The sequence below is a fragment of the Pseudoalteromonas sp. McH1-7 genome, assembly GCF_013366255.1.
GTDB classification, from domain to species: Bacteria; Pseudomonadota; Gammaproteobacteria; order Enterobacterales; family Alteromonadaceae; genus Pseudoalteromonas; species Pseudoalteromonas peptidolytica.
The window spans coordinates 21,067-42,654 of sequence record NZ_JABWPQ010000016.1 but is presented as its reverse complement, the minus strand read 5'-3'; the positions used below and the strand labels follow the sequence as shown (position 1 = coordinate 42,654).

The 21,588-nt window shown below is 42.8% G+C and carries 19 protein-coding genes; 8 read left to right on the top strand and 11 right to left on the bottom strand.

The window, feature by feature from the left end:
- Positions 1–219 precede the first annotated feature (219 nt).
- Positions 220–2,409 carry a winged helix-turn-helix domain-containing protein gene (locus HUZ36_RS12585; protein ID WP_176033029.1) on the top strand — a complete coding sequence of 730 codons (2,190 nt, stop codon included), beginning with the start codon at positions 220–222 and terminating at the stop codon, positions 2,407–2,409.
- Between the two features lie 70 nt (positions 2,410–2,479).
- On the opposite strand, the gene HUZ36_RS12580 is transcribed toward HUZ36_RS12585, so the two are convergent.
- From HUZ36_RS12580 to HUZ36_RS12545, 8 genes are all read right to left on the bottom strand, one after another.
- Entirely contained in the window at positions 2,480–3,217 is a 738-nt protein-coding gene (locus HUZ36_RS12580) for a TlpA family protein disulfide reductase (RefSeq protein WP_176033028.1), read from the bottom strand.
- Entirely contained in the window at positions 3,217–3,675 is a 459-nt protein-coding gene (locus HUZ36_RS12575; RefSeq protein WP_147388765.1) for a TlpA family protein disulfide reductase, read from the bottom strand. Before HUZ36_RS12575 ends, HUZ36_RS12580 begins: the two co-directional genes overlap by 1 nt.
- A 16-nt stretch (positions 3,676–3,691) precedes the next feature.
- Positions 3,692–4,363, bottom strand: a complete 672-nt coding sequence (locus tag HUZ36_RS12570; protein ID WP_125253660.1) for a cytochrome c biogenesis protein CcdA — start codon at positions 4,361–4,363, stop codon at positions 3,692–3,694.
- A gap of 160 nt (positions 4,364–4,523) precedes the next feature.
- Positions 4,524–6,158, bottom strand: a complete 1,635-nt coding sequence (gene yidC / locus HUZ36_RS12565) for a membrane protein insertase YidC (RefSeq protein WP_128732034.1) — start codon at positions 6,156–6,158, stop codon at positions 4,524–4,526.
- A gap of 8 nt (positions 6,159–6,166) precedes the next feature.
- Positions 6,167–6,469 carry a membrane protein insertion efficiency factor YidD gene (gene yidD, locus HUZ36_RS12560; RefSeq protein WP_211091617.1) on the bottom strand — a complete coding sequence of 101 codons (303 nt, stop codon included), beginning with the start codon at positions 6,467–6,469 and terminating at the stop codon, positions 6,167–6,169.
- Positions 6,470–6,642: 173 nt separating this feature from the next.
- Positions 6,643–7,074, bottom strand: a complete 432-nt coding sequence (rnpA, locus tag HUZ36_RS12555) for a ribonuclease P protein component (RefSeq protein WP_128732033.1) — start codon at positions 7,072–7,074, stop codon at positions 6,643–6,645.
- A 6-nt stretch (positions 7,075–7,080) separates the two neighbouring features.
- Entirely contained in the window at positions 7,081–7,215 is a 135-nt protein-coding gene (gene rpmH / locus HUZ36_RS12550) for a 50S ribosomal protein L34 (protein WP_010376846.1), read from the bottom strand.
- An 84-nt stretch (positions 7,216–7,299) separates the two neighbouring features.
- Entirely contained in the window at positions 7,300–7,461 is a 162-nt protein-coding gene (locus HUZ36_RS12545) for a hypothetical protein (RefSeq protein WP_176033027.1), read from the bottom strand.
- A gap of 362 nt (positions 7,462–7,823) precedes the next feature.
- Between HUZ36_RS12545 and dnaA the strand changes: the two genes are divergently transcribed.
- The 7 genes from dnaA to HUZ36_RS12510 all read left to right on the top strand — a co-directional run bounded on the left by dnaA (position 7,824) and on the right by HUZ36_RS12510 (position 17,525).
- The gene (gene dnaA, locus HUZ36_RS12540; RefSeq protein WP_176033026.1) at positions 7,824–9,224 is read left to right on the top strand and encodes a chromosomal replication initiator protein DnaA; all 1,401 of its coding nucleotides are present in this window, start codon (positions 7,824–7,826) and stop codon (positions 9,222–9,224) included.
- Between the two features lie 10 nt (positions 9,225–9,234).
- Positions 9,235–10,338, top strand: a complete 1,104-nt coding sequence (dnaN, locus tag HUZ36_RS12535) for a DNA polymerase III subunit beta (RefSeq protein ID WP_176033055.1) — start codon at positions 9,235–9,237, stop codon at positions 10,336–10,338.
- A gap of 4 nt (positions 10,339–10,342) precedes the next feature.
- Positions 10,343–11,431 (top strand): DNA replication/repair protein RecF, encoded by a 1,089-nt coding sequence (gene recF / locus HUZ36_RS12530; protein ID WP_176033025.1) that lies wholly within the window; start codon positions 10,343–10,345, stop codon positions 11,429–11,431.
- Positions 11,432–11,443: 12 nt separating this feature from the next.
- Positions 11,444–13,861 carry a DNA topoisomerase (ATP-hydrolyzing) subunit B gene (gene gyrB, locus HUZ36_RS12525; protein WP_125253665.1) on the top strand — a complete coding sequence of 806 codons (2,418 nt, stop codon included), beginning with the start codon at positions 11,444–11,446 and terminating at the stop codon, positions 13,859–13,861.
- 173 nt (positions 13,862–14,034) lie between these two features.
- Positions 14,035–14,934: a glycine--tRNA ligase subunit alpha gene (gene glyQ / locus HUZ36_RS12520; RefSeq protein WP_125253666.1), complete on the top strand. Its 900-nt coding sequence runs from the start codon at positions 14,035–14,037 to the stop codon at positions 14,932–14,934.
- Between the two features lie 2 nt (positions 14,935–14,936).
- Positions 14,937–17,006: a glycine--tRNA ligase subunit beta gene (gene glyS, locus HUZ36_RS12515; RefSeq protein ID WP_128732031.1), complete on the top strand. Its 2,070-nt coding sequence runs from the start codon at positions 14,937–14,939 to the stop codon at positions 17,004–17,006.
- A 72-nt stretch (positions 17,007–17,078) separates the two neighbouring features.
- On the top strand, positions 17,079–17,525 hold the full coding sequence (locus HUZ36_RS12510; protein WP_128732030.1) for a hypothetical protein: 447 nt from the start codon (positions 17,079–17,081) through the stop codon (positions 17,523–17,525).
- A 28-nt stretch (positions 17,526–17,553) separates the two neighbouring features.
- Here the strand turns inward: HUZ36_RS12510 and tusA are convergent, their stop codons facing one another.
- From tusA to fadB, 3 genes are all read right to left on the bottom strand, one after another.
- Complete coding sequence (gene tusA / locus HUZ36_RS12505; RefSeq protein ID WP_128732029.1) at positions 17,554–17,793, bottom strand: sulfurtransferase TusA; 240 nt, start codon at positions 17,791–17,793, stop codon at positions 17,554–17,556.
- Between the two features lie 383 nt (positions 17,794–18,176).
- Positions 18,177–19,346, bottom strand: coding sequence for an acetyl-CoA C-acyltransferase FadA (gene fadA / locus HUZ36_RS12500; RefSeq protein ID WP_147390602.1), 1,170 nt, complete (start codon positions 19,344–19,346; stop codon positions 18,177–18,179).
- A gap of 1 nt (position 19,347) precedes the next feature.
- Positions 19,348–21,510: a fatty acid oxidation complex subunit alpha FadB gene (gene fadB / locus HUZ36_RS12495; RefSeq protein ID WP_176033024.1), complete on the bottom strand. Its 2,163-nt coding sequence runs from the start codon at positions 21,508–21,510 to the stop codon at positions 19,348–19,350.
- Between the last annotated feature and the right edge of the window lie 78 nt (positions 21,511–21,588).

Below are 21,588 nucleotides of genomic sequence, written 5' to 3'. Positions count from 1 at the left end.
GGCTATAGCGTTTGACTTGTCGCTTCGTGGTTCAAGCGATAATTGAGCGATATGGATTTGACCTGGTGTTGGCAACAATCAAGTTGGAAAGGTTGGCTTAACTTCATTTTAGCAGTTAGATGACTTTGCTTAGGATTAGTCGTGTTTGTTAGTTATAGTATAGGTACAATACTTACTGGATACTTCTGGTAATAGGTTTGTATAAGGGAAATAAACACCGTGTTGTACTTCTTACATTTTCGCTTTGATCCAATGACATTGTGCTTATATCGTGATGCTGTGCAAGTTCCATTGCGGCCAAAGGTTGCACAGCTATTGGCATATTTTTTAACGCATCCAAATCAAGTTGTTGCACGTGAAACATTACTTAGCAGCCTCTGGCAACATGGCGAGTTTAGAGAAACCGCACTCACTCAAAGCATTACAGAGCTCAGGCAAGCACTGAGCGACAGTCCCCAAAATCCAACGTTTATCAAAACTATCCCACAGCAAGGGTATTTGTGGATTTGTCCTGTTGAACAGCCGCATTCAAAAAGCCTAATTTCACATGTTACTAAGCTAGGGAAGAAAGCCACAATATTGCTCACTGCGGTTGGCTTAACAGCGATTGTTAGTACAGTCAGCTTATATTTTTTATCTGCACCAAAGCCGGTTTCAAGCAAGGCTAGTGTCACATTGCCGACACTTATTATCCCACCTATGGCTAATGAAACGGGTGTACAAGCAAATGCGTGGTGGGGGTATGCGTTGGAAGCCGCACTGCGGCAACAGCTGCAATCTAGTTATCACTTAGTACCCAAAAGCCAGTATCCAGAGCTTTCTGACAGTGATAAAACTAAAAAGCTCACGCTTTCTCTTAAACCGTTACAACAACGATTTCTATTAACGGCTAGTTTAGCAAGCGAGCGCACCGAGCTGATAGTCGAACAGCTAGATGAAAACTTTACAGCTATTGCAATGCAAGTCATAACACAACTAGCACTTAAAACTGAAGCGATAGATATGGCTCCTTTTAATCGTGGCATGCGTGACTATTATCGCGGTGTCCAAGCGTTAAATGAGCAAGGTCCAAAGCTAGCTAAAGCATACTTTGAAGCGGCGGTTATGCAAATGCCAGATCATATAGAAAGTCAGCTTGAGCTTGCACAAATTTGCTGGTGGCTTGGGGACATACAGTCTGCACATAAGCAGTTTGAGCATATCTCACTGAGCACAGCATCTATCGCGACGCAGGCTCGCTATCACTTGTATTATGGCGAGTTTTTAAAAGCAACAGGACAAGCGCAGCAGGCCTTGCAACAAGCGAAATTGGCATTGGATGTGGCACAGCAAAGTCAACAGGTTGAATTAATAGCATCTGCTTATCAACTTCAGGCGGACGCCTATTGGAGCCTTCAGCGTTGGGATGAATATAAACAAGCAATGAATTCAGCGCATGTTTTGGTGGGGAGTCGCTCTTTTGCCTACAGCGAAGCGCAGCGCAGCTTTTATTTAGCTAATCCACCCGCAGCAGGGCCAATAGAAAAGACTTTACTCAACTTAGAAAAAAGTAAGCCAGTCCTTGCTCAAGCGATCACTTACTATCAGCAAACGGCACAAAAATTAAGCTTAATTAAGGCATTATTTGCTTACGGACAAAACTATTTAGTGCCTGTTAGTGAGAGTGAACCAAGCTTATTAAACGCGTTAGAATTGGCGCAACAGGGCGGCTATCACCATCTAGAAATGCAAGTACTAACTTACTTGGGGTTTTTCTATATTCAGCTTCATCAAGGGGAAAAAGCGCTTGATTACCTAAAGCAAATTACACCCGAACCACGTTTTGCCCCTAGTTATGAACAGCAGCAATTACTGATAGGCATGGCGCAAATGGATATTGCACTGCAAACGGGTGATGAAGAAGCAATGCAAAGCGCAATTTTACAATACCAAACATTGCTCAAAAGTAATGATACATCTGTCGTGACGCAGGCGAACGTTAAGTTATTACTCAGTTGGACATTGATTAAAGCAGGAGAGCTTGAGTCTGCCGAGCAACTTTCATTGGAGGCTATGCAAGCGTATCAAACACTACAACTACAGGAGGTTGAAACCTATGCGCTTTATACTCAAATGTATATACATCTTTTAAATGATGAGCCACAACAAGCACTTGATATTATTAGTTCACAGCAACACCCCAGCTCGCATCTTTTGCTACTTTATGGTGCTGTAGCCGCTGATATGGCGAAAGAGGAAGCGTTACAGCAAGACTTTTCAGATAAACTCACTGAGCTTGAAAATAGTCAATTATTACAGTTGCAGTTGCAGCAGTTACGACAGCAAAGCCGCATCGATAAACGCTTTATTGCTGAGCTTATTGATGCGCCGTATAGCGTATATTGTCAAAGTAAATGGACGATAAATTAGCTCGAGATCTCCCTAAATTTACAATCTTGTTGAGCAGCCAGTCTTCGCTCAAGCTGGCTGCGACAGGGAATTAGTCTAGGCTCGGTGGTTGATTACCGCGATATACCACTTTGCCCTGTTTGTCTTGTACCAACCAATAAGGTAATTCTCGTACATCAAAAGTACTGAATACCTCATTGTGGTGATCGAACACAATATCGTGTTTGATATTAAAGCGCTTTTGATAGGCATAAGCACTTTGCTCGTCGACGTAAAATGGCTTAATTATCGTTAGCACGGGATAATCGCTGACTGCTGCGAGGTGATTATTCATGTCAATCTTCATTTCGCATGCTGGAATATGTTGAAATGGACATAAGCTATCACTGAAAAATAGCACTCGGTATTGGCTATTAACTGTTTCAATAGAGAAAGGCGTACCGGCTAATGTTTTTAAAGGGGTGTTTGTCTGTTCTTCTTTGCTGGCAACGGTTGCCGTAGACAATTGCTCTCGTTGGATAACTTTACCGTTTTCAACGAGTATGCGCATGGGGGTTTGCCTCACTGAAAACTGCAGCATTAACTGGTTTTGCTTATCAATTTTGATATTACCGTAACTAGGGTAAGCTGCTTTAAACTGCTCTAGACTTGCATCATCAATATTGATATCTGGCTGCAACATAACTCTCGGAGCTGATGGTGCGGGTAATGAGGTTGGCTGCACATACTCATCCCAAATATTGATAAAGATATACTCTTGTGTGCTCGCCTGCGCAGACATACTTAAATAGATGGTAATGTGCACAAGTAGTAATTTGATTAGTGACATTAGTTTACTCCTTGTAGTGTGTTTAGGTGCTGCTGTAGCTCATCGGTAAATAGTGCACTGCGATAAATTTCTTTACCGTTTTCATCAATTAAGATGTGCTGCGGTGTACCTAATACTTGAAACTGTTGGGTTATCTTACCGCTTTCATCAAATACCGTTGGAAATTGATAATTATGTTTATCAAGATAGGCTTTGATACCTTTTTCTGACTGATTGAAGCCGATATTAATGGCGATAACCTGATAGTGGTCATTGGCTTGTTGGTAGCTTTGTTCAAGTAGCGGCATCTCCTCAATACAGTAAGCGCACCAAGTTGCCCAAAATTTTAAATAAGTGATCTTCCCTTTGCTTGTAATCACATTGTTGGTCAGTGTACTAGCATTCAGTATGGGGTATTCCTTAGCCGTCGATGTGGTGCTCAATAAAGTGAGTAGCAAATAAAAAATGACTCTGTTCATGGTAGTTCCTTCACTGTTATAGCCAGCTTTTGCCAGCTTGAATAAGAAAATATTGCGCCATTGCGACTAAGAGTAGTGCTGTGACTGTGGTGATGTGATTAAGCCATGCCCCTGATTTTGGCAACTTATCTAAAAATCGTGTGCTAAACCCAGCAAGCAACAGCAAGGTGCTCATTCCTAGGGCAAAACTAAATAGCAACATACCGCCCAATAAGGGCTGCTGAGCATTGGCCACGAACAATAATAGACCGCCCAGCACAGGTGATGTGCAAGGTGCTGCAACAAAGGCGCTGGCCATGCCCATGAGTAGCGGAGCAGAGGCTGTATTACTGAAGGCTGTGGAGAATGCAGGCAAGGGGAGTAACCCTTTTGATACTGCTGCAAAGTAAAGTAGCAGATTTGCAAAAATCAGTAGCACCCAAGGGTTCGTGGCAATTTGGCCGAAAAAGCTACCTGTGAGTGCGGCTACGAACCCAAGTGCTGCATAGACAGCTGCAAAGCCAATAGCGTACAACATAGGTGCAAGGCGGATATGACGTTGCTGACTCAACGTAGCAACAGTAATAGGTAAGATAGGATAGACACAGGGAGTAAAACTGGTGAGAACACCTATTAGCAAGGCGAGGGGGATTAACCACCAGCTTGTTTCCGCACTAGAAAGTGCCTGTAGTAACGTTGATTCAAACATCGTCTTCTCTTTGCGTGCTGTATTTGCAAATGAGCATGACGGATAGTGTCTATCTGACCTATCAAATTAGCATAAAATTACCATAAAATATTATCAAGTTATTGTTTTTTAGACATAAAAAACGGCTCATTAGAGAGCCGTTTTTTCTGAATACGGGGAATTAACCGCGTACTTTCATGCCTTTTTTCTCCATACCACGGTAGATAATTAGCATCTGCGCGATAGAGATAAGGTTTGAAACCAACCAGTAAAGTACTAGACCTGATGGGAACCAGATAAAGAAGATAGAGAACACAACTGGCATGTAAGTCATCATCTTTTGCTGCATTGGATCAGTCACAGTCATTGGCTGTAACTTTTGAGTAAGGAACATACTTGCGCCAAATAGCACAGGTAGTACATAGTAAGGGTCCATTGCAGATAAGTCAGTTAGCCATAAGACAAATTCAGCATGACGTAACTCTGTTGACTCAAGGAAAACGTAAAACAGCGCAAGGAAGATTGGCATTTGTAGTAATAATGGGAAGCAGCCACCCATAGGGTTTACTTTTTCCTTACGGTACATCTCCATCATCGCTTGACCGAACTTCTGACGGTCATCGCCATAACGCTCTTTTAATGCCTGCATTTTTGGTTGCAGCATGCGCATTTTAGCCATTGAAGTGTATTGTGCTTTGGTCAGTGGATACAAAGCGGTTTTTACAATCAATGTAATCGCGATAATAGCCAGACCCCAGTTACCCAAAATACCATAAAGGAACTTAAGTAGTGTGAGTAATGGCTGTGAGATAAACCATAACCAGCCGTAGTCTACAGTTAGGTCTAAGTCTTCTTGAATAGCCTCTAGCGCCTCTGTGTCTTTAGGTCCCATATAATACGTTGCTGTAATCGTTGCAGCGGTATTTGCTTGAACATTGGTCGGTTCACTCTTCATGCCAATAATGCCGTTACCGTTTCTTAGTGTTGTGTACACAGTATTATTGGTTTGCTGATCAGGAACCCAAGCGCTTACAAAGTAGTGCTGTAGAAATGCGACATAACCACCTTGGGTATTTTTATTAAGGTTTGCTTCAGCCATATCTGAGAAGCTGTATTTCTCGTAAGGCTCTTCCGCTGTACCATAGGCTGCACCAAGGTAAGTTTGGTCAACCATGCTGCCTTTATCCTGACGAGTACGCTTGATTTGTGTGTAAAGCTGCACTTGTACGGGATCTGCCGTGGTATTGTTGACATGATACTCTAGGCCAACGTCATATTTACCAGCATTGAAGATATAGGTTTTGGTGTACTGTACGCCTTTTTCATCAGTAAAAGTAAGAGGTACGCGTAATGTATCGCCTGCTAACTCATAGTGAGTTTGAGTTGACTTGTACACTGGGCGGCCTGATTTATTCGCGTCAGGGCCGTTTAAACCAATTAAGCCACTTTGTGAAATATACTGCTTAGCATCAAATTCACCAAGTAACAGGTAAGGCTGATCGCTGCCATGGGTTTCTGCATGTTGGAGTAATTTAGCTTCAACGATGTCGCCGCCTTTAGTATCAACTTTTACCGCAAGTACATCGGTAGTAATACTAATAACAGAACGTGTCGCCTGAGTTGCCACAACAGGCACATCGGATTGGCTAGACGCTGGAACATCAGTTTGATCTTCTGTTGGGGTTGAGTTCGCCACTTGATGTGCGGCGGCACTGGTACCAGTTTGAGGCTGGTTTTGTTCTTGTGTCCACTCTTGGAACAATAGGAACGAAACAAGCAACAAACCGATAAATAAAAACGTGCGTTGCGATTCCATAACAGCTCTTATTTCTCGTGTTGTTTAACTTTAGTTGACTTCACAGGTACAGGATCATCTCCACCTGCGCTCAAAGGGTGACATTTTAATATGCGTTTAACCGCTAACCAACTCCCTTTTGCAATTCCATGTAAATTAATTGCTTGAATTGCATAGCTCGAACAGGTTGGATTAAATCGACAATGAGGTCCAAGTAGGGGACTGATCCATTGTTGATAACCTCGTATCAGTAAAATAAGGAGATGCTTGGGTAGCGAACTCACTAATTTGAACTGACGCCTGATTTTGCCATGCCCTGAAGTTGAATTCATGGCATTGTAGATATCAATTTCCTCAATTTACTGCTTCAACCCAAGTGGGAAAAAACAGACTATTTTTCCATTGATATAGCTGATTAAAAGGTGAGCTAACCTTACCTTAATTGAGGTAAAATTACTACGTTGGCAAGGGTAAATGCGGCTTAAAAAGAAATGCGAAAAGCGGATTATTGCTTTTTCGCGTTCCCTTGAGGTTTTTTTGAACGCTTTTGCTGTCTTGGCTTAAAAGCAGGCTTTGGTGCTCCTGGTTTACAACGTTCATTTATTTTACGCCACATCTTAGTTAGCTGTTTTGTTAGCTCTTCATTAGATTGCTCATCAACACCGGTCTTGACCATCAACACAATATCGATGTTATCCAGTTTATGACGATTTAGACGAAAGCTTTCTCTGGCAAGACGTTTAATGCGATTTCGTTGACACGCTTTTTTACAGCGCTTTTTAGCAACTGTTAAACCGAGCCTGGGATGACCAACATCATTTGGTTTTGCAAGTAGAGTAAAATAAGGTGTAGCAGCGCGAGCTGGCTCTTGAAATATGCGGGAGTAATGCGAGGGAGTTAACAGACGTAACTCCCTGCTAAAGCTAAAGTCTTCCACTAAATATTAAGCAGAAAGTACTTTACGGCCTTTAGCACGACGACGTGCTAATACTTTACGACCGTTCTTAGTCGCCATGCGAGCACGGAAACCGTGAGTACGCTTGCGCTTAAGTACGCTAGGTTGAAAAGTTCTTTTCATAACAATTCCATCCGATCGGTTAAAAGTTAAAACATCCTATGCAGGTCGCGATCCTGGCACAGGTGCCATTGCGAGCGCGAGATATTAAAGCTGAGTACGTCTAAAGTCAATCAAAATCTGCTCTGTGTGGCTAAATATTCCACAGCAAGCGTTTTGTTGCTTTATATATAGAACAAACTGAGCAGCAGTATCGAACACACATAGATGATCCATATAAAGTAGGATCAATACGAAATCGATCTGCATAGATCTGATCCGACGGGCGGCATTATAGCATTTAGTAAGAATAGGAAAAGCTCTGGAAAACTAAATTTGATCTTAATTTTGGGGTGAGATCTGGTGGTTTTTTTGCTATGATCTTACTTGTGGGTAAAAAATAAAAATCTTTTAAAATCATGTGTTTGATTTTTTATTTTGATGAGATCTTACTTTTTCAAAAAGTCAATATTGAACTTGTGGATAAGATCACTTCATAATACCCCGCTTCCACCAGTGATTTTGTAATTATAAATAAGTATTTCCGGCGATCATCGTTTAGATCTAACTGTTCAGTTGATCTAAAACGTCTGTTTTTTATTCCCGGGAATCAAAACCTATTGGAGTTCAGAGTGTATCTGTCGGTTTGGCAAAGTTGTTTATATGTTTTGCAGGATGAATTGCCATCTCAGCAATTTAGTATGTGGGTAAGACCGCTACAGGCAGAAAGTACTGATGATACGCTAACTATCTATGCGCCAAATCGTTTTGTATTAGATTGGGTGCGAGAAAAGTATCTCCATCGTATTAATGAGCTACTCATTGAAATTTGTGGTGATGAAGCGCCAGAATTACGCTTTGATGTTGGTAGTAAGCCGGTATTGGCGGCGCAACCAAATACTGCGCAAGAAAGGGCACCGACAGTTGGTCATGCTCCAGAGCAGACTACAGCCTCACAAGGCGGACAAACTAGAGTTGCTGAGAAAGTGGAGCCGGCACCTAAATCAGCACATAAGTCCAATATTAAAGAAAACTATACCTTCGATAATTTTGTTGAAGGTAAGTCCAACCAACTAGCCAAGGCTGCTGCAACTCAAGTTGCCGATAATCCAGGATCTGCTTTTAACCCAGTATTTATTTATGGTGGTACAGGCTTGGGTAAAACGCACTTATTGCACGCCGTTGGGAATGGTATTATCGAGCAAAAACCAGATGCAAAAATTGTGTATATGCACTCTGAAAGGTTTGTTCAGGATATGGTTAAAGCATTGCAAAATAATGCGATAGAAGAGTTTAAACGCTACTATCGTAGCGTTGATGCACTCATGATCGACGACATTCAATTTTTTGCAAATAAAGAACGTTCACAAGAAGAGTTCTTCCATACGTTTAATGCTTTGCTTGAAGGTAATCAGCAAATTATTTTAACTTCTGACCGTTACCCCAAAGAAATTGAAGGGGTAGAAGATAGATTAAAATCTCGTTTTGGTTGGGGATTAACAATTGCGATAGAGCCACCAGAACTTGAAACTCGAGTTGCTATTTTGATGAAAAAAGCGCAGCAGAGTAATATCAATTTACCACATGAAGTTGCTTTTTTTATCGCTAAAAAACTTCGCTCAAATGTTCGAGAGCTGGAGGGGGCGTTAAACCGTGTGATCGCAAATGCCAATTTTACAGGTCGACCAATTTCTATCGATTTTGTAAAAGAAGCGCTACGTGACCTATTAGCGCTGCAAGATAAACTAGTCACCATTGATAATATTCAGCGCACAGTTGCAGAGTATTATCGTATTCGTGTTTCTGATTTATTGTCTAAACGTCGCAGCCGTTCAGTTGCAAGACCAAGACAAGTTGCTATGGCGTTGTCTAAAGAACTGACTAACCATAGCTTACCTGAAATTGGTGATGCGTTTGGTGGCCGAGACCATACCACCGTGTTGCACGCGTGCAGAAAAGTAAAAGAGCTTCGTGACGAAAGCCATGAAGTTAAAGAAGATTATCAAAACTTAATTAGAACGCTGTCTTCTTAAGGGTTAAATGATGCAAATAACTATTCCAAGAGAACTATTTTTAAAACCACTCGTGCAGGTTTCTGGCGCCATTGAGCGCAAGCATACACTGCCTATTCTGTCTAATGTATTACTTGAAGTAAAAAGTGGTGCGCTATATATGACAGGAACAGATTTAGAGATAGAGCTAGTTGCGTCAGTGACTTTAGAAAACAGTGTTCCAGATGCTAAGATCACGCTGCCTGCGAAAAAGCTGTTAGACATCTGTAAGAGCTTGCCGGATAACTCTGATTTAGTGTTAAGCGCCCAAGAGCATCAGTTGTTATTAACGAGCGGTCAAAGCCGATTCTCTCTGACAACGCTGGCTGCAGAAGACTTCCCTAATCTTGAAGAATGGGATGGCGAAGTTGAGTTTACGGTTACACGCTTAGAGCTTCGAAAACTCCTTGAAGCAACGCATTTCTCTATGGCTAATCAAGATGTGCGCTATTACCTAAATGGCATGTCCTTCGAAGTCGATAATAATGAAATAAAAACAGTGGCAACAGATGGCCACCGCTTGGCTATTGCGCAACAAACGCTACCAGAATCGTTAAATACACAACGACAGCTAATTATTCCGAGAAAGGGCGTGCAAGAGATAATGCGCTTGTTACCAGCGGATGATAATGCCGTTACTATTCAGTTTGGTGCTAATCATGTGCGTATTATCGATAGTGAGTTCACTTTTACCAGTAAGCTGGTGGACGGACGCTTTCCTGATTATCGTCGAGTTTTACCACGTGGTGGAGACAAGCTAGTTACGGCAAATCGTGATTGGCTACGTAGTGCATTTCAACGTGTTTCTATTTTATCCAATGAGAAATTCCGTGGAGTTCGATTAAATCTAACCAATGGACATTTGAAGATCAGTGCTAACAACCCAGAGCAAGAGCAAGCGGAAGAGGTTGTAGAGGTAGGCTATCAGGGTGATGATCTAGAGGTTGGCTTCAATGTGTCTTACCTGCTAGATGTATTGAATACTATCAAATCGGAAGATGTCCAATTTACATTATCTGATGCGAATAGCAGTGCGCTCATTGAAGCGGTTGGCGATGAAAATGCAATGTATGTAGTCATGCCGATGCGCCTATAGATATATGAGTTTAACTCATCTCAGCCTCAATACGTTTCGCAACATTGAGGCTATAACACTTTCACCTAGTCATGCCGTTAACATCATTCTTGGTGAAAATGGCAGCGGTAAAACAAGCTTGCTTGAAGCCGTCTATTTTCTCTCCAGCGGTAAATCTTTTCGTACTAACTTACAAAAGTTAATGATCAAGCATGAGGCTTCTCATTGCGTTGTACATGCTAAAAAACAACTACATAACTTGTCTATACCTCTTGGTATTAGTAAATACATGAGTGGCGAAACTAAGTTGAGAATCCAAGGGCAAGCAAGTCGGAAAGTTGCTGAACTCGCCCAAGTGCTGCCTGTTCAAGTGATAACTCCAGAAAGTTATGAGTTGTTTTTTGGTGGGCCAAAAGAGCGAAGAAAGTTTCTTGATCTAGGGGTGTTCCACGTGGAACACCAGTTTTATTCTGCTTGGAAGATGTTTAACCAAGTACTCAAACAACGAAATGCACTTCTTAAGACCAAGCCCAGAGATTTTCAGTCCCAATTAAGCTATTGGGATAAAGAATTTGTTCGACTTGCTGAACAAATAAATATACTAAGAGAAGCGTATATAAGTAGGTTTCAGGCGCATTTTTTTGATAAGATAGGGGATATAAGCCCTATCTTTAAAGGCCTTGAAATTCGCTTTCAAGCGGGCTGGAAGGGAGAACTGGCAGAAGTACTTGCCAATCAATTAGAGCGTGACATAAAACTTGGCTATACAAGTAAAGGGCCGCACAAGGCGGACTTTAACTTTTATACTCAAGGGCACAGTGTGGAACATATTTTCTCTCGGGGACAGTTAAAGCTGCTGCTGTATGCTTTAAAAGTTATGCAGAATAGTTTGATTGACCAAGAGAGTAATAAGCAATCTGTATTGCTTATTGATGATTTACCTTCGGAGCTCAGTGATGAGACTAAGGGGGCGGTATCGCGTTTACTCGCACAATGCCAGTCTCAACTGTTTATTACTGCAATTACTCCAGAAAGTATTGCCGCCGTTATTGAACCTATGGAACGTGAAATTAAAATGTTCCACGTGGAACATGGCAGCTTAATAACAAAATAATTGGAAGAAACCATGTCGGAAAATTACGATTCGTCGAGTATTAAAGTACTTAAAGGATTGGATGCTGTAAGAAAGCGTCCGGGAATGTATATCGGTGACACAGATGATGGCACTGGTTTGCATCACATGGTGTTTGAGGTCGTTGATAACTCAATCGACGAAGCACTAGCAGGATATTGTGACGATATTTTCGTAACAATTCATACTGATGGCTCCGTGTCTGTTAGAGATAATGGCCGTGGTATCCCAACTTCAATACATGAAGAAGAAGGGGTATCAGCAGCAGAAGTTATCATGACAGTACTACACGCTGGTGGTAAATTTGATGATAACTCATATAAAGTATCGGGCGGTTTGCATGGTGTAGGTGTATCGGTTGTAAATGCACTTTCTGAAAAACTACAATTAACAATTCGCCGCGATGGCAAAGTGCACCAACAAAAATACACCATGGGTGTTCCTGATGCGCCCCTAGGTATTATTGGTGAAGCTGAAACTACAGGTACTGAACTGAGATTTTGGCCAAGTGCTGAGACATTCTCTGACACAAACTTCCACTATGATATCCTTGCAAAACGTCTACGTGAACTCTCATTCTTAAACTCAGGTGTGAGTATCATTCTTAGCGATGAGCGTGAAGAGAACAAGCAAGACCACTTCAAATATGAAGGGGGTATTCAAGCCTTTGTTGAATACCTCAACCGCAAAAAGACACCAGTTCATCAAAGTGTTTTTCACTTTTCGACTGAGCGTGAAGACGGCATTAGTGTTGAAGTGTCGATGCAGTGGAATGATGGTTTCCAAGAAAATATATACTGCTTTACGAACAACATTCCACAACGTGATGGTGGTACTCACTTAGCTGGTTTCCGTGCAGCATTAACACGTACACTAAACACTTATATGGAAAAAGAGGGATTTAACAAGAAGCATAAAACGAATGCTACTGGTGATGATGCCCGTGAAGGTTTAACAGCTGTAGTTAGTGTTAAAGTTCCTGATCCTAAGTTTTCTTCACAAACCAAAGATAAGCTTGTTTCAAGTGAAGTGAAAGGTGCCGTTGAGCAAATGATGGCGGAAAAGCTCACCGAGTTCTTGCTTGAAAACCCTGGTGATGCAAAAACCGTTGTAAACAAAATCGTTGATGCGGCGCGCGCGCGTGAAGCTGCACGTAAAGCACGTGAAATGACTCGTCGTAAAGGTGTGATGGATTTAGCTGGTCTGCCGGGTAAACTTGCAGACTGCCAAGAACGAGATCCTGCTCTTTCTGAACTATATATAGTGGAGGGTGACTCGGCAGGTGGTTCTGCTAAGCAAGGTCGTAACCGTAAAAACCAAGCTATTCTACCACTCAAAGGTAAAATTCTTAACGTAGAAAAAGCACGTTTTGATAAGATGCTTTCTTCTCAGGAAGTGGCAACACTAATCACTGCGTTAGGTTGTGGTATTGGCCGTGATGAATACAACCCTGAAAAGCTAAGATACCACCGCATTATTATCATGACCGATGCGGACGTGGATGGTTCACACATCCGTACGCTGCTACTGACTTTCTTCTATCGTCAAATGCCAGAGATTATTGAACGCGGTTATGTGTATATTGCTCAGCCGCCACTATATAAAGTGAAGAAAGGTAAGCAAGAGCGTTATATTAAAGATGATAATGCACTAACAGCGTATCTAACGACATTGGCACTTAACGATGCTGCACTATACCCAGCTGAAGGTGCGGAACCAATTTCTGGTAACAAGCTAGAAAACTTAGTACATGATTATCAGAATACGATAGATATCATTGAGCGTTTAAAGCGTAAGTATCCGTCTTCAATTATGAACCGTTTGCTTTACCATCCTGAACTGACCGAAACAGACTTATCTAATGAGTCAACAGTAACAGCATGGACTGAAGGCTTAGTTGCTGATCTTGTGAAAAAAGATGAAGATGCCACTATTTTCAACGCTGAAGTTGCATTTGATGAAGAGCGTAATATGTATTACCCAGTGGTCAATATTCGCCAGCACGGGGTAGATAAAGCGCACACATTAAACTTCGATTTTATTACTTCAAAAGACTATGTCCGTATTGCAAATACAGGACGTCAAATTGGTAACTTAATTTCCGAGGGCGGTTACGTCCAGCGTGGTGAAAAGACTCAGGCAATTGATTACTTTGAAACAGGCCTTGAGTGGCTAATTTCGGAGTCTAAGCGTGGCTTGTATACACAACGCTATAAAGGACTAGGTGAGATGAACCCTGATCAACTTTGGGAAACCACCATGGATCCAGATGCGCGTCGTATGCTACGTGTGACCATTGAGGATGCCATTGCTGCAGACCAATTATTCGCAACCCTAATGGGTGACCAGGTAGAACCTCGTCGAGAGTTTATCGAAACAAATGCCTTGCGCGTAGTTAACTTAGACGTATAAATACAACCATCTAATAAAAAGGAGGGGTTTTCCCTCCTTTTTTTATGCTTTAAAGCTTAAAACCCTAAAGCGCTCGCGGTATACTGAGCATAATTTTCAATCATTGAATCTAGCGTGAGCGCGGAAAGCACAGTGTTCACACACGATAAGTACCAGATAAAAATAAGCCAACTATGCAAAAATACGATATCAAAACCTTCCAAGGTTTGATCCTGGCTTTACAGGATTACTGGGCGCAGCAAGGCTGTGTTGTAGCTCAACCTTTAGATATGGAAGTTGGTGCGGGTACATTCCACCCGATGACCTTCCTAAAGTCCATTGGTCCTGAACCAATGTCGAGCGCGTACGTGCAACCATGTCGCCGTCCGACAGATGGTCGCTATGGTGAAAACCCGAACCGTCTTCAACATTACTACCAATTTCAAGTGGTACTGAAGCCATCACCTGAGAACATTCAAGAATTATACTTAGGCTCGTTAGCTGCACTAGGTATCGATACTCTGACTCATGAAGTTCGTTTTGTCGAAGATAACTGGGAGTCACCAACTTTAGGTGCCTGGGGGCTTGGTTGGGAAGTTTGGTTAAACGGTATGGAAGTGACACAATTTACTTACTTCCAGCAAGTTGGTGGTATTGAATGCTCGCCAGTAACCGGTGAAATTACTTATGGTTTAGAGCGTCTTGCAATGTATATACAAGGCGTGGATAGCATCTATGACTTAGTTTGGACAGATGGGCCAATGGGACGTGTCACTTATGGTGATGTGTTCATGCAAAATGAAATTGAGCAGTCGACATATAACTTTGAACATGCAGATGTAGATGCGCTATTCAAACAGTTTGACCAGTGCGAAAAAGAAAGTGAAAAACTGATTGAAGCAGGGCTACCATTACCAGCGTATGAGCAAGTGATGAAGGCGTCCCATGCTTTTAACTTGTTAGACGCGCGCCATGCTATTTCTGTAACTGAGCGTCAGCGCTATATCTTGAGAGTTCGCGCTTTATCAAAAGCCTGTGCACAGGCGTACTATGATGCACGTGAAGCTCTTGGCTTCCCGCTTTGTAAGGATTAATAATGTCGACTGAAAACTTACTTGTAGAAATTGGCACAGAAGAATTACCACCAAAGGCTTTGCGTAATCTTGCTGAATCGTTTGCAGAGAATACCAAGCTGGAACTAGCAGCACTGGAACTTGGTCATGAAGGCGTTAGCTGGTACGCATCACCTCGTCGTTTAGGTATTCAAGTTAAGGCACTACAGACACAACAGGCAGACAAGGTTGTTGAAAAGCGTGGCCCTGCAATCCAAGCTGCATTTGACGCAGAGGGTAACGCTACAAAGGCTGCACTAGGCTGGGCGCGTGGTTGTGGTATTGATATAAATGATGCTGAGCGTTTAGAGACTGATAAGGGCACTTGGTTACTACACAAAGCAAAAGTAGAAGGCCAGCAGACTTTAGCGTTACTAAGTGATGTGATCAACAAAGCACTAGCTAAGTTACCTATTCCTAAGCCGATGCGTTGGGGTGCGAACAAGACGCAATTTATCCGCCCTGTACATACCGTGGCAGCACTACTTGGTAGTCAACAAGTCCAAGGTGAAGTACTAGGTAAAGCGATTGGCAATGAGCTACAAGGACATCGTTTCCATCACCCAGAGCGTGTACGTGTAACACATGCTGATGACAGCCACCAAGTATTAAAAGACGCTTATGTCATTGCGGATTATGAAGCACGTAAAGCGCTAATTCGTAGTCAGATTGAGACTGAAGCGCAAAAGCTAGGCGCACAAGTGGCGATGGATGAAGATTTACTTGAAGAAGTTACCTCACTCGTTGAGTGGCCTGTGACTTTAGTTGCATCCTTCGAAGAAGCATTTTTACAAGTGCCTGATGAAGCTCTTATCTACACCATGAAAGATGACCAAAAATACTTTCCACTGTTAGACAAACAAGGCAACTTGATCAACAAGTTCTTATTTGTTTCTAACATTGAAAGTAAAGATCCAAGTGTAGTGATCTCGGGTAACGAGAAGGTGGTTCGCCCACGTCTGGCAGACGCGCAATTCTTCTTTGAAACGGATAAGAAGAAAACGCTAGAAAGTCGTCTTGAGTCACTTGATTCAGTATTGTTTCAAAAGCAGCTTGGCACACTTAAAGACAAATCAGAGCGTATCTCTGCATTGGCAGGTTTTATAGCCGAACAACTTGGTGCCGATAAAGCCTTGGCTGAACGTGCTGGCCTACTCAGTAAAACGGATCTAATGACTGAGATGGTGATGGAGTTTACCGACGTTCAAGGTGTAATGGGAATGCACTATGCACGTATTGATGGTGAAGCCGAAGAAGTTGCATTAGCACAAAACGAGCAGTACATGCCGCGTTTTGCTGGAGATAATTTACCATCCAACCCAATCAGTTTTGCCGTGGCGCTCGCTGATAAGTTTGACACTTTAGTGGGTATTTTTGGTATTGGTCAGACGCCAAAAGGGGATAAAGACCCATTTGCACTGCGTCGTGCTGCAATTGGTGCATTACGGATCATGGTAGAAAAAGCGCTACCTCTCGATATTCAGGATATTGTCGCTAAAGCAATGACCTTATTCGGAGATAAGCTGAGCAATGCAAATGTCGCTGAGGATGTTATTGAGTTTATGCTTGGGCGCTTCCGTGCATGGTACCAAGATGAAGGGATCAGCGTTGATGTTATTCAAGCGGTACTGGCTAGACGCCCAACCAGCCCAGTTGACTTTGATCGTAGAGTAAAAGCGGTAAGCCACTTTAGAACGCTAGCAGAAGCAGAAGCATTAGCTGCTGCCAATAAGCGAGTAAACAACATTTTAGCTAAGAACAATGTTGCCTCTGAAGCTTTGGTGGATACTTCACTATTACAAGAAGAAGCTGAAAAAACATTGGCCGCACAAGTTGCTGCGTTAACTGCTGAGCTTGCACCTGTTTACGCTAAAGGCGATTATCAAACAGCGCTCACACGGTTAGCGAACCTGCGTGAAGCGGTGGACAACTTCTTTGACAACGTAATGGTGATGGCGGACGACGAAGCCATTAAGGCGAATCGTCTAGCATTATTGAGTCAGTTGAGTAAGCTGTTCTTAAACACTGCTGATATTTCAGTGTTACAAAATTAAGTGTGAATACAAAAGCCAGCGGTTGCTGGCTTTTTGTTAGTTCATCATTAGCAAGTAAAAAGGTTGTTCGCTATGATAAAAAAACAAGGGGCACTGGCATTTGCACTGTTGGCACTTACCGCTTGTAGCAGTAACTTACAGTTACCTGCTGAATCGACCTCATCAACGGTAGTTGGCAAGTTAGATAAAACACTATATTTACGTGGCGATTTTACCTTGTGGGATGCTGAACCTCAGTATCGTATGGAAGAGACGCAACCTGGGATTTATATCACCAAAGCCAAATTTATGAGCCCGGGAAAAGTATACGAGTTTAAAATTGCCGACGAACAATGGAGTGAAGGCTATAACTGTGGTTATCAAACTGAAGGGCAGCTGACACTGGGTCAGCCCTTAATTGCTGATTGCAATACGGTATATAATTACTTTAGTTTTAAGCCGAGTAAAAAGGGCTGGTATGAGATCCGTTTGGACTATCGAAACCCTAGAGTACCAAAAGTCGTCATTGTAAAATCTTAAAAAAGCGGCAACCGCCGCTTTTTTACCATTACTGACCTTTTTTAATTACATATTTATATGGCAACTCAGCCACCGCTTTAGCAATTAAGGTGTGATCCATAAATTCGCAGAAACTTGGAATATCTCTTGTTGTTGACGGATCGTCTGCAATCACTAACAAAGTTTCACCTAAGTTCATCCTTCTTACCATGCCTCTTATCATCATTACGGGCTCAGGGCAACGCAAACCTACAGCATCTAGGGTATGGTCGGTATTATCAAAACTCATTGTGGGTGGCCTTGTTGGTTACGTTATTAGTTAGGAAAACTGCTATTTTAACCGCATGTTGTAAGTAAGCTCAAGTTTGGATAACTCAAGTATGATACCAATTAGTCTTAATACTTGCTCAATTTGAAGGAGCAAATCTGACGCTAACTGCGTTAAAAATTTCTCATTTAGAACAACTAAATAGCAAAATATTTGCCTTGTTATCGACAAAATTTTCTCGCCTCAAAATAGACCACTTAATTAAGATAATTGGTATTAGCCAACCGAGGTAAGGTAATACAGGAAACAAAAAAGGCAAAACAGCTGAGCCGTTTTGCCTTGGTCACCAAGTTGAAGTTGTTTGCTGGCACTGTATAAGACAACCCAGCACCAGCTGGTTGGAGTTAGTTATCTACACGCTCGAATACGGTAGCGATGCCTTGGCCTAAACCAATACACATGGTAGCAAGGCCGTATTTTGCGTCTTTCTCTTCCATTAAGTTAATAAGCGTTGTGCTGATACGTGAACCAGAACAGCCCAGCGGGTGACCCAGTGCAATTGCACCACCGTTAAGATTCACTTTCTCATCTACTTTGTCTAATAGACCAAGGTCTTTTAGTACTGGTAGAGACTGTGCTGCGAAGGCTTCATTCAGTTCAGCAACATCAATATCATCGATGGTAATACCAGCTTGTTTCAATGCTTTTTGCGAAGCAGGTACTGGACCGTATCCCATGATTGAAGGATCGCAACCTGCAACTGCCATCGACTTAACGCGAGCACGAATTGGCAGGCCAAGCTCTCGTGCTTTAGACTCACTCATGACCAACATCGCAGAAGCACCGTCAGACAGCGCTGAAGAGGTACCCGCAGTTACTGTACCAGACGCTGGGTTAAATACCGGACGTAACTGGCCTAAGCCTTCTAGGCTTGTTTCTGGGCGGATAACTTCGTCATGCTCGACAAGTACAGGTGTACCATCAGCATCATGACCTTCCATTGGCAGGATTTCTTTGGCAAAACGTCCTTCAAGGGTTGCTGCATGGGCACGTTGATGTGAGCGTACGGCAAATTCATCTTGCTGCTCACGACTAATACCGTGCATTAGCGCTAAATACTCAGCTGTTAACCCCATCACACCGGCAGCTTGAGCAATTGATGTAGAAAGTCCAGGGTGGAAATCATTCCCATGTGTCATTGGTACGTGACCCATATGCTCAACACCACCGATGAGGTATGTGTCGCCAGCACCAGTCATGATTGCGCGAGCTGCGTCATGAAGCGCTTGCATAGATGAGCCACACAGTCTATTGACTGTTACCGCAGGCACTGTGTGTGGAATACCAGCTAATAAAGCAGCATTACGGCCAACGTTAAAGCCTTGCTCTAAAGTCTGCTGTACACAGCCCCAGTAAATGTCATCAATAGAGTCTGGTGCCACTTGCGGGTTACGCTCAAGTAAGCCTTTCATCAAATGTGCGCTAAGATCTTCTGCACGCTTATGTTTAAATACACCGCCTTTTGAGCGACCCATTGGGGTGCGAATACAATCTACGATTACCGCGTTTTCCATGTTACTTGCCCTCCACTTGATAGAACACTTTACCTTCATTAGCCCACTGTCTTGTTTGTTCAGAGACTTGGTAAATTTCACCAAGGTGAGCATACTTATCAGCCATAGCAACAAAGTTTGCTAGGCCAATTTGGTCTAGGTAGCGGAATGCACCGCCTCTAAATGGAGGGAAGCCAATACCGTAAATGAGAGCCATGTCAGCTTCTTGTGGTGAAGCAACGATGTTTTCTTGAAGACACAGTAATACTTCGTTGATCATAGGCACCATACAGCGCTCAATAATCGTTTGCTTGTCAAATTCAGTTGATGCGTCACAAATACTACTCAGTAGCTCAAGTGCGCTGTCGTCTTTACTCTTCTTCAAGCGACCTTTGCGATCTGGTGCGTATTGGTAGAAGCCTTTTTGATTCTTCTGACCAAAGCGCTCAGCACCTGCTAACACGGCGACAGGATCTTTGTCTTTACGCGCCATACGAGTAGGGAAGCCATCAGCCATCACGCCTGTACAATGATTTGCTGTATCAATACCGACTACGTCTAGTAAGTAAGCAGGACCCATTGGCCAACCGAAGACATTTTCCATGACTTTATCCACTTTTGCGAAGTCAGCACCTTCAACGACAAGTTGACTGAAGCCTGCAAAGTAAGGGAATAGTACCCGGTTAACGAAAAAGCCTGGGCAGTCATTAACAACGATAGGAGATTTACCTAGTTTTAAGGCGTAATCAACAACGGCAGCAATGGTTTCATCCGATGATTGCTCACCACGGATAATCTCTACCAAAGGCATTTTTGGCACAGGGTTAAAGAAGTGCATGCCACAGAAGTTTTCTGGTTTTTCCAGTGCGGTTGCCAATTCATCAATACGAATGGTTGATGTGTTTGAGGTGAGAATTGTACCTTCAGGTAGCTGTGATTCAAGACTCGCCAAGACTGATTTTTTGATCTTTGGATTCTCAACAACGGCTTCAACGATAATATCTGAGTCTTGCAGATCTTGGTCGTTAAGTGTTGGTTTGATTTTACCTAAAGTGGCAACCATTTTATCCATCGACATGTGGCCGCGCTGTACTTTCTTACCAAGTAATTTTGCAGCTTCGCCCATACCAAGGTCTAGGGCACCTTGCTGGATGTCTTTCATGACGATTGGTGTGCCTTTGTATGCTGACTGGTAAGCGATACCGCCACCCATAATACCAGCACCTAACACAGCGGCTTGCTTAATCTCTGTGTTGCTTTGCTTTGCTTGTTTCTTGGCTACTGTTTTGATGTATTGATCTGCCAAGAAAATACCAGTTTGCGCTGCGGCTTCTGCGGTCTTAGCAAGCTTGGCAAAGTTTTGGTTTTCAAGTGCCATTGCTTCGCTGCGGCCAAGATTTGCGGCTGCTTTGAGTGTTTGTACAGCCATCATAGGTGCAGGGTAGTGACCTTTAGTTTTGGCCATTACCATGCCTTCAGCCATACCAAAACTCATGCCTTGCTCAACACGGTTCATCTTCAAAGGTTCAAGCTTAACTTGGCGTTTTGCACGCCAATCTAGTTTACCTTCGATAGCTTGTTCTAATGTGCGAATAGCGGCTGCCATTAATTTGTCAGCAGGCACTACACCGTCAACTGCACCGACTTTCAATGCGTCGTTTGCGCGGTTTTCTTTACCTGTGGTGATCCACGTCATCGCATTGTCAGCGCCGATTAAGCGAGGAAGCCTTACGGTACCACCAAAGCCTGGCATGATCCCGAGTTTTACTTCAGGTAAGCCAATCTTGGCACTGTCTGAGGCGATACGATAATCGGTAGCTAATAACCACTCACAGCCACCACCAAGTGCTAAGCCGTTGACAGCTGATAATGTTGGGAAGGGCAAGTCTTCTATCGCATCGAAGACATCGGTTGCATCCTTAATCCAGCCAACCAGTTCTTCTTCTGGACGTTGGAAGGTAGGCAGGAATTCGAAAATATCAGCGCCAACGATAAAATGGTCTTTGTCGCTGCTAAAGATTAGACCTTGAATATCATCGCGCTTACTCAACTCGATTAGCGCTTCATGGCTTTCTTTAAGTACTTGCTGAGATAATTTATTGACTGAGCCTGGTAGGCAAAATTTAAACTCAGCGATATTGCCTTTGCAAAAATCAACTACAAAGGACTCGCGTTTGATTAACATACATGTTCTCCCGTGCTATACACTGGTACGATGAGTTGTAATTTCAATCAGTGTGGATCCTTTGGCGGCAAATTGCAA

Excerpts from the sequence above, each read along its gene's own strand:
- HUZ36_RS12580 (WP_176033028.1), bottom strand. The coding sequence starts at position 3,217 with ATGTCACTAATCAAATTACTACTTGTGCACATTACCATCTATTTAAGT.
- HUZ36_RS12575 (WP_147388765.1), bottom strand. The coding sequence starts at position 3,675 with ATGAACAGAGTCATTTTTTATTTGCTACTCACTTTATTGAGCACCACA.
- HUZ36_RS12570 (WP_125253660.1), bottom strand. The coding sequence starts at position 4,363 with ATGTTTGAATCAACGTTACTACAGGCACTTTCTAGTGCGGAAACAAGC.
- yidC (WP_128732034.1), bottom strand. The coding sequence starts at position 6,158 with ATGGAATCGCAACGCACGTTTTTATTTATCGGTTTGTTGCTTGTTTCG.
- yidD (WP_211091617.1), bottom strand. The coding sequence starts at position 6,469 with ATGAATTCAACTTCAGGGCATGGCAAAATCAGGCGTCAGTTCAAATTA.
- rpmH (WP_010376846.1), bottom strand. The coding sequence starts at position 7,215 with ATGAAAAGAACTTTTCAACCTAGCGTACTTAAGCGCAAGCGTACTCAC.
- HUZ36_RS12545 (WP_176033027.1), bottom strand. The coding sequence starts at position 7,461 with ATGCAGATCGATTTCGTATTGATCCTACTTTATATGGATCATCTATGT.
- dnaN (WP_176033055.1), top strand. The coding sequence starts at position 9,235 with ATGCAAATAACTATTCCAAGAGAACTATTTTTAAAACCACTCGTGCAG.
- recF (WP_176033025.1), top strand. The coding sequence starts at position 10,343 with ATGAGTTTAACTCATCTCAGCCTCAATACGTTTCGCAACATTGAGGCT.
- gyrB (WP_125253665.1), top strand. The coding sequence starts at position 11,444 with ATGTCGGAAAATTACGATTCGTCGAGTATTAAAGTACTTAAAGGATTG.
- glyQ (WP_125253666.1), top strand. The coding sequence starts at position 14,035 with ATGCAAAAATACGATATCAAAACCTTCCAAGGTTTGATCCTGGCTTTA.
- glyS (WP_128732031.1), top strand. The coding sequence starts at position 14,937 with ATGTCGACTGAAAACTTACTTGTAGAAATTGGCACAGAAGAATTACCA.
- HUZ36_RS12510 (WP_128732030.1), top strand. The coding sequence starts at position 17,079 with ATGATAAAAAAACAAGGGGCACTGGCATTTGCACTGTTGGCACTTACC.
- tusA (WP_128732029.1), bottom strand. The coding sequence starts at position 17,793 with ATGAGTTTTGATAATACCGACCATACCCTAGATGCTGTAGGTTTGCGT.
- fadA (WP_147390602.1), bottom strand. The coding sequence starts at position 19,346 with ATGGAAAACGCGGTAATCGTAGATTGTATTCGCACCCCAATGGGTCGC.
- fadB (WP_176033024.1), bottom strand. The coding sequence starts at position 21,510 with ATGTTAATCAAACGCGAGTCCTTTGTAGTTGATTTTTGCAAAGGCAAT.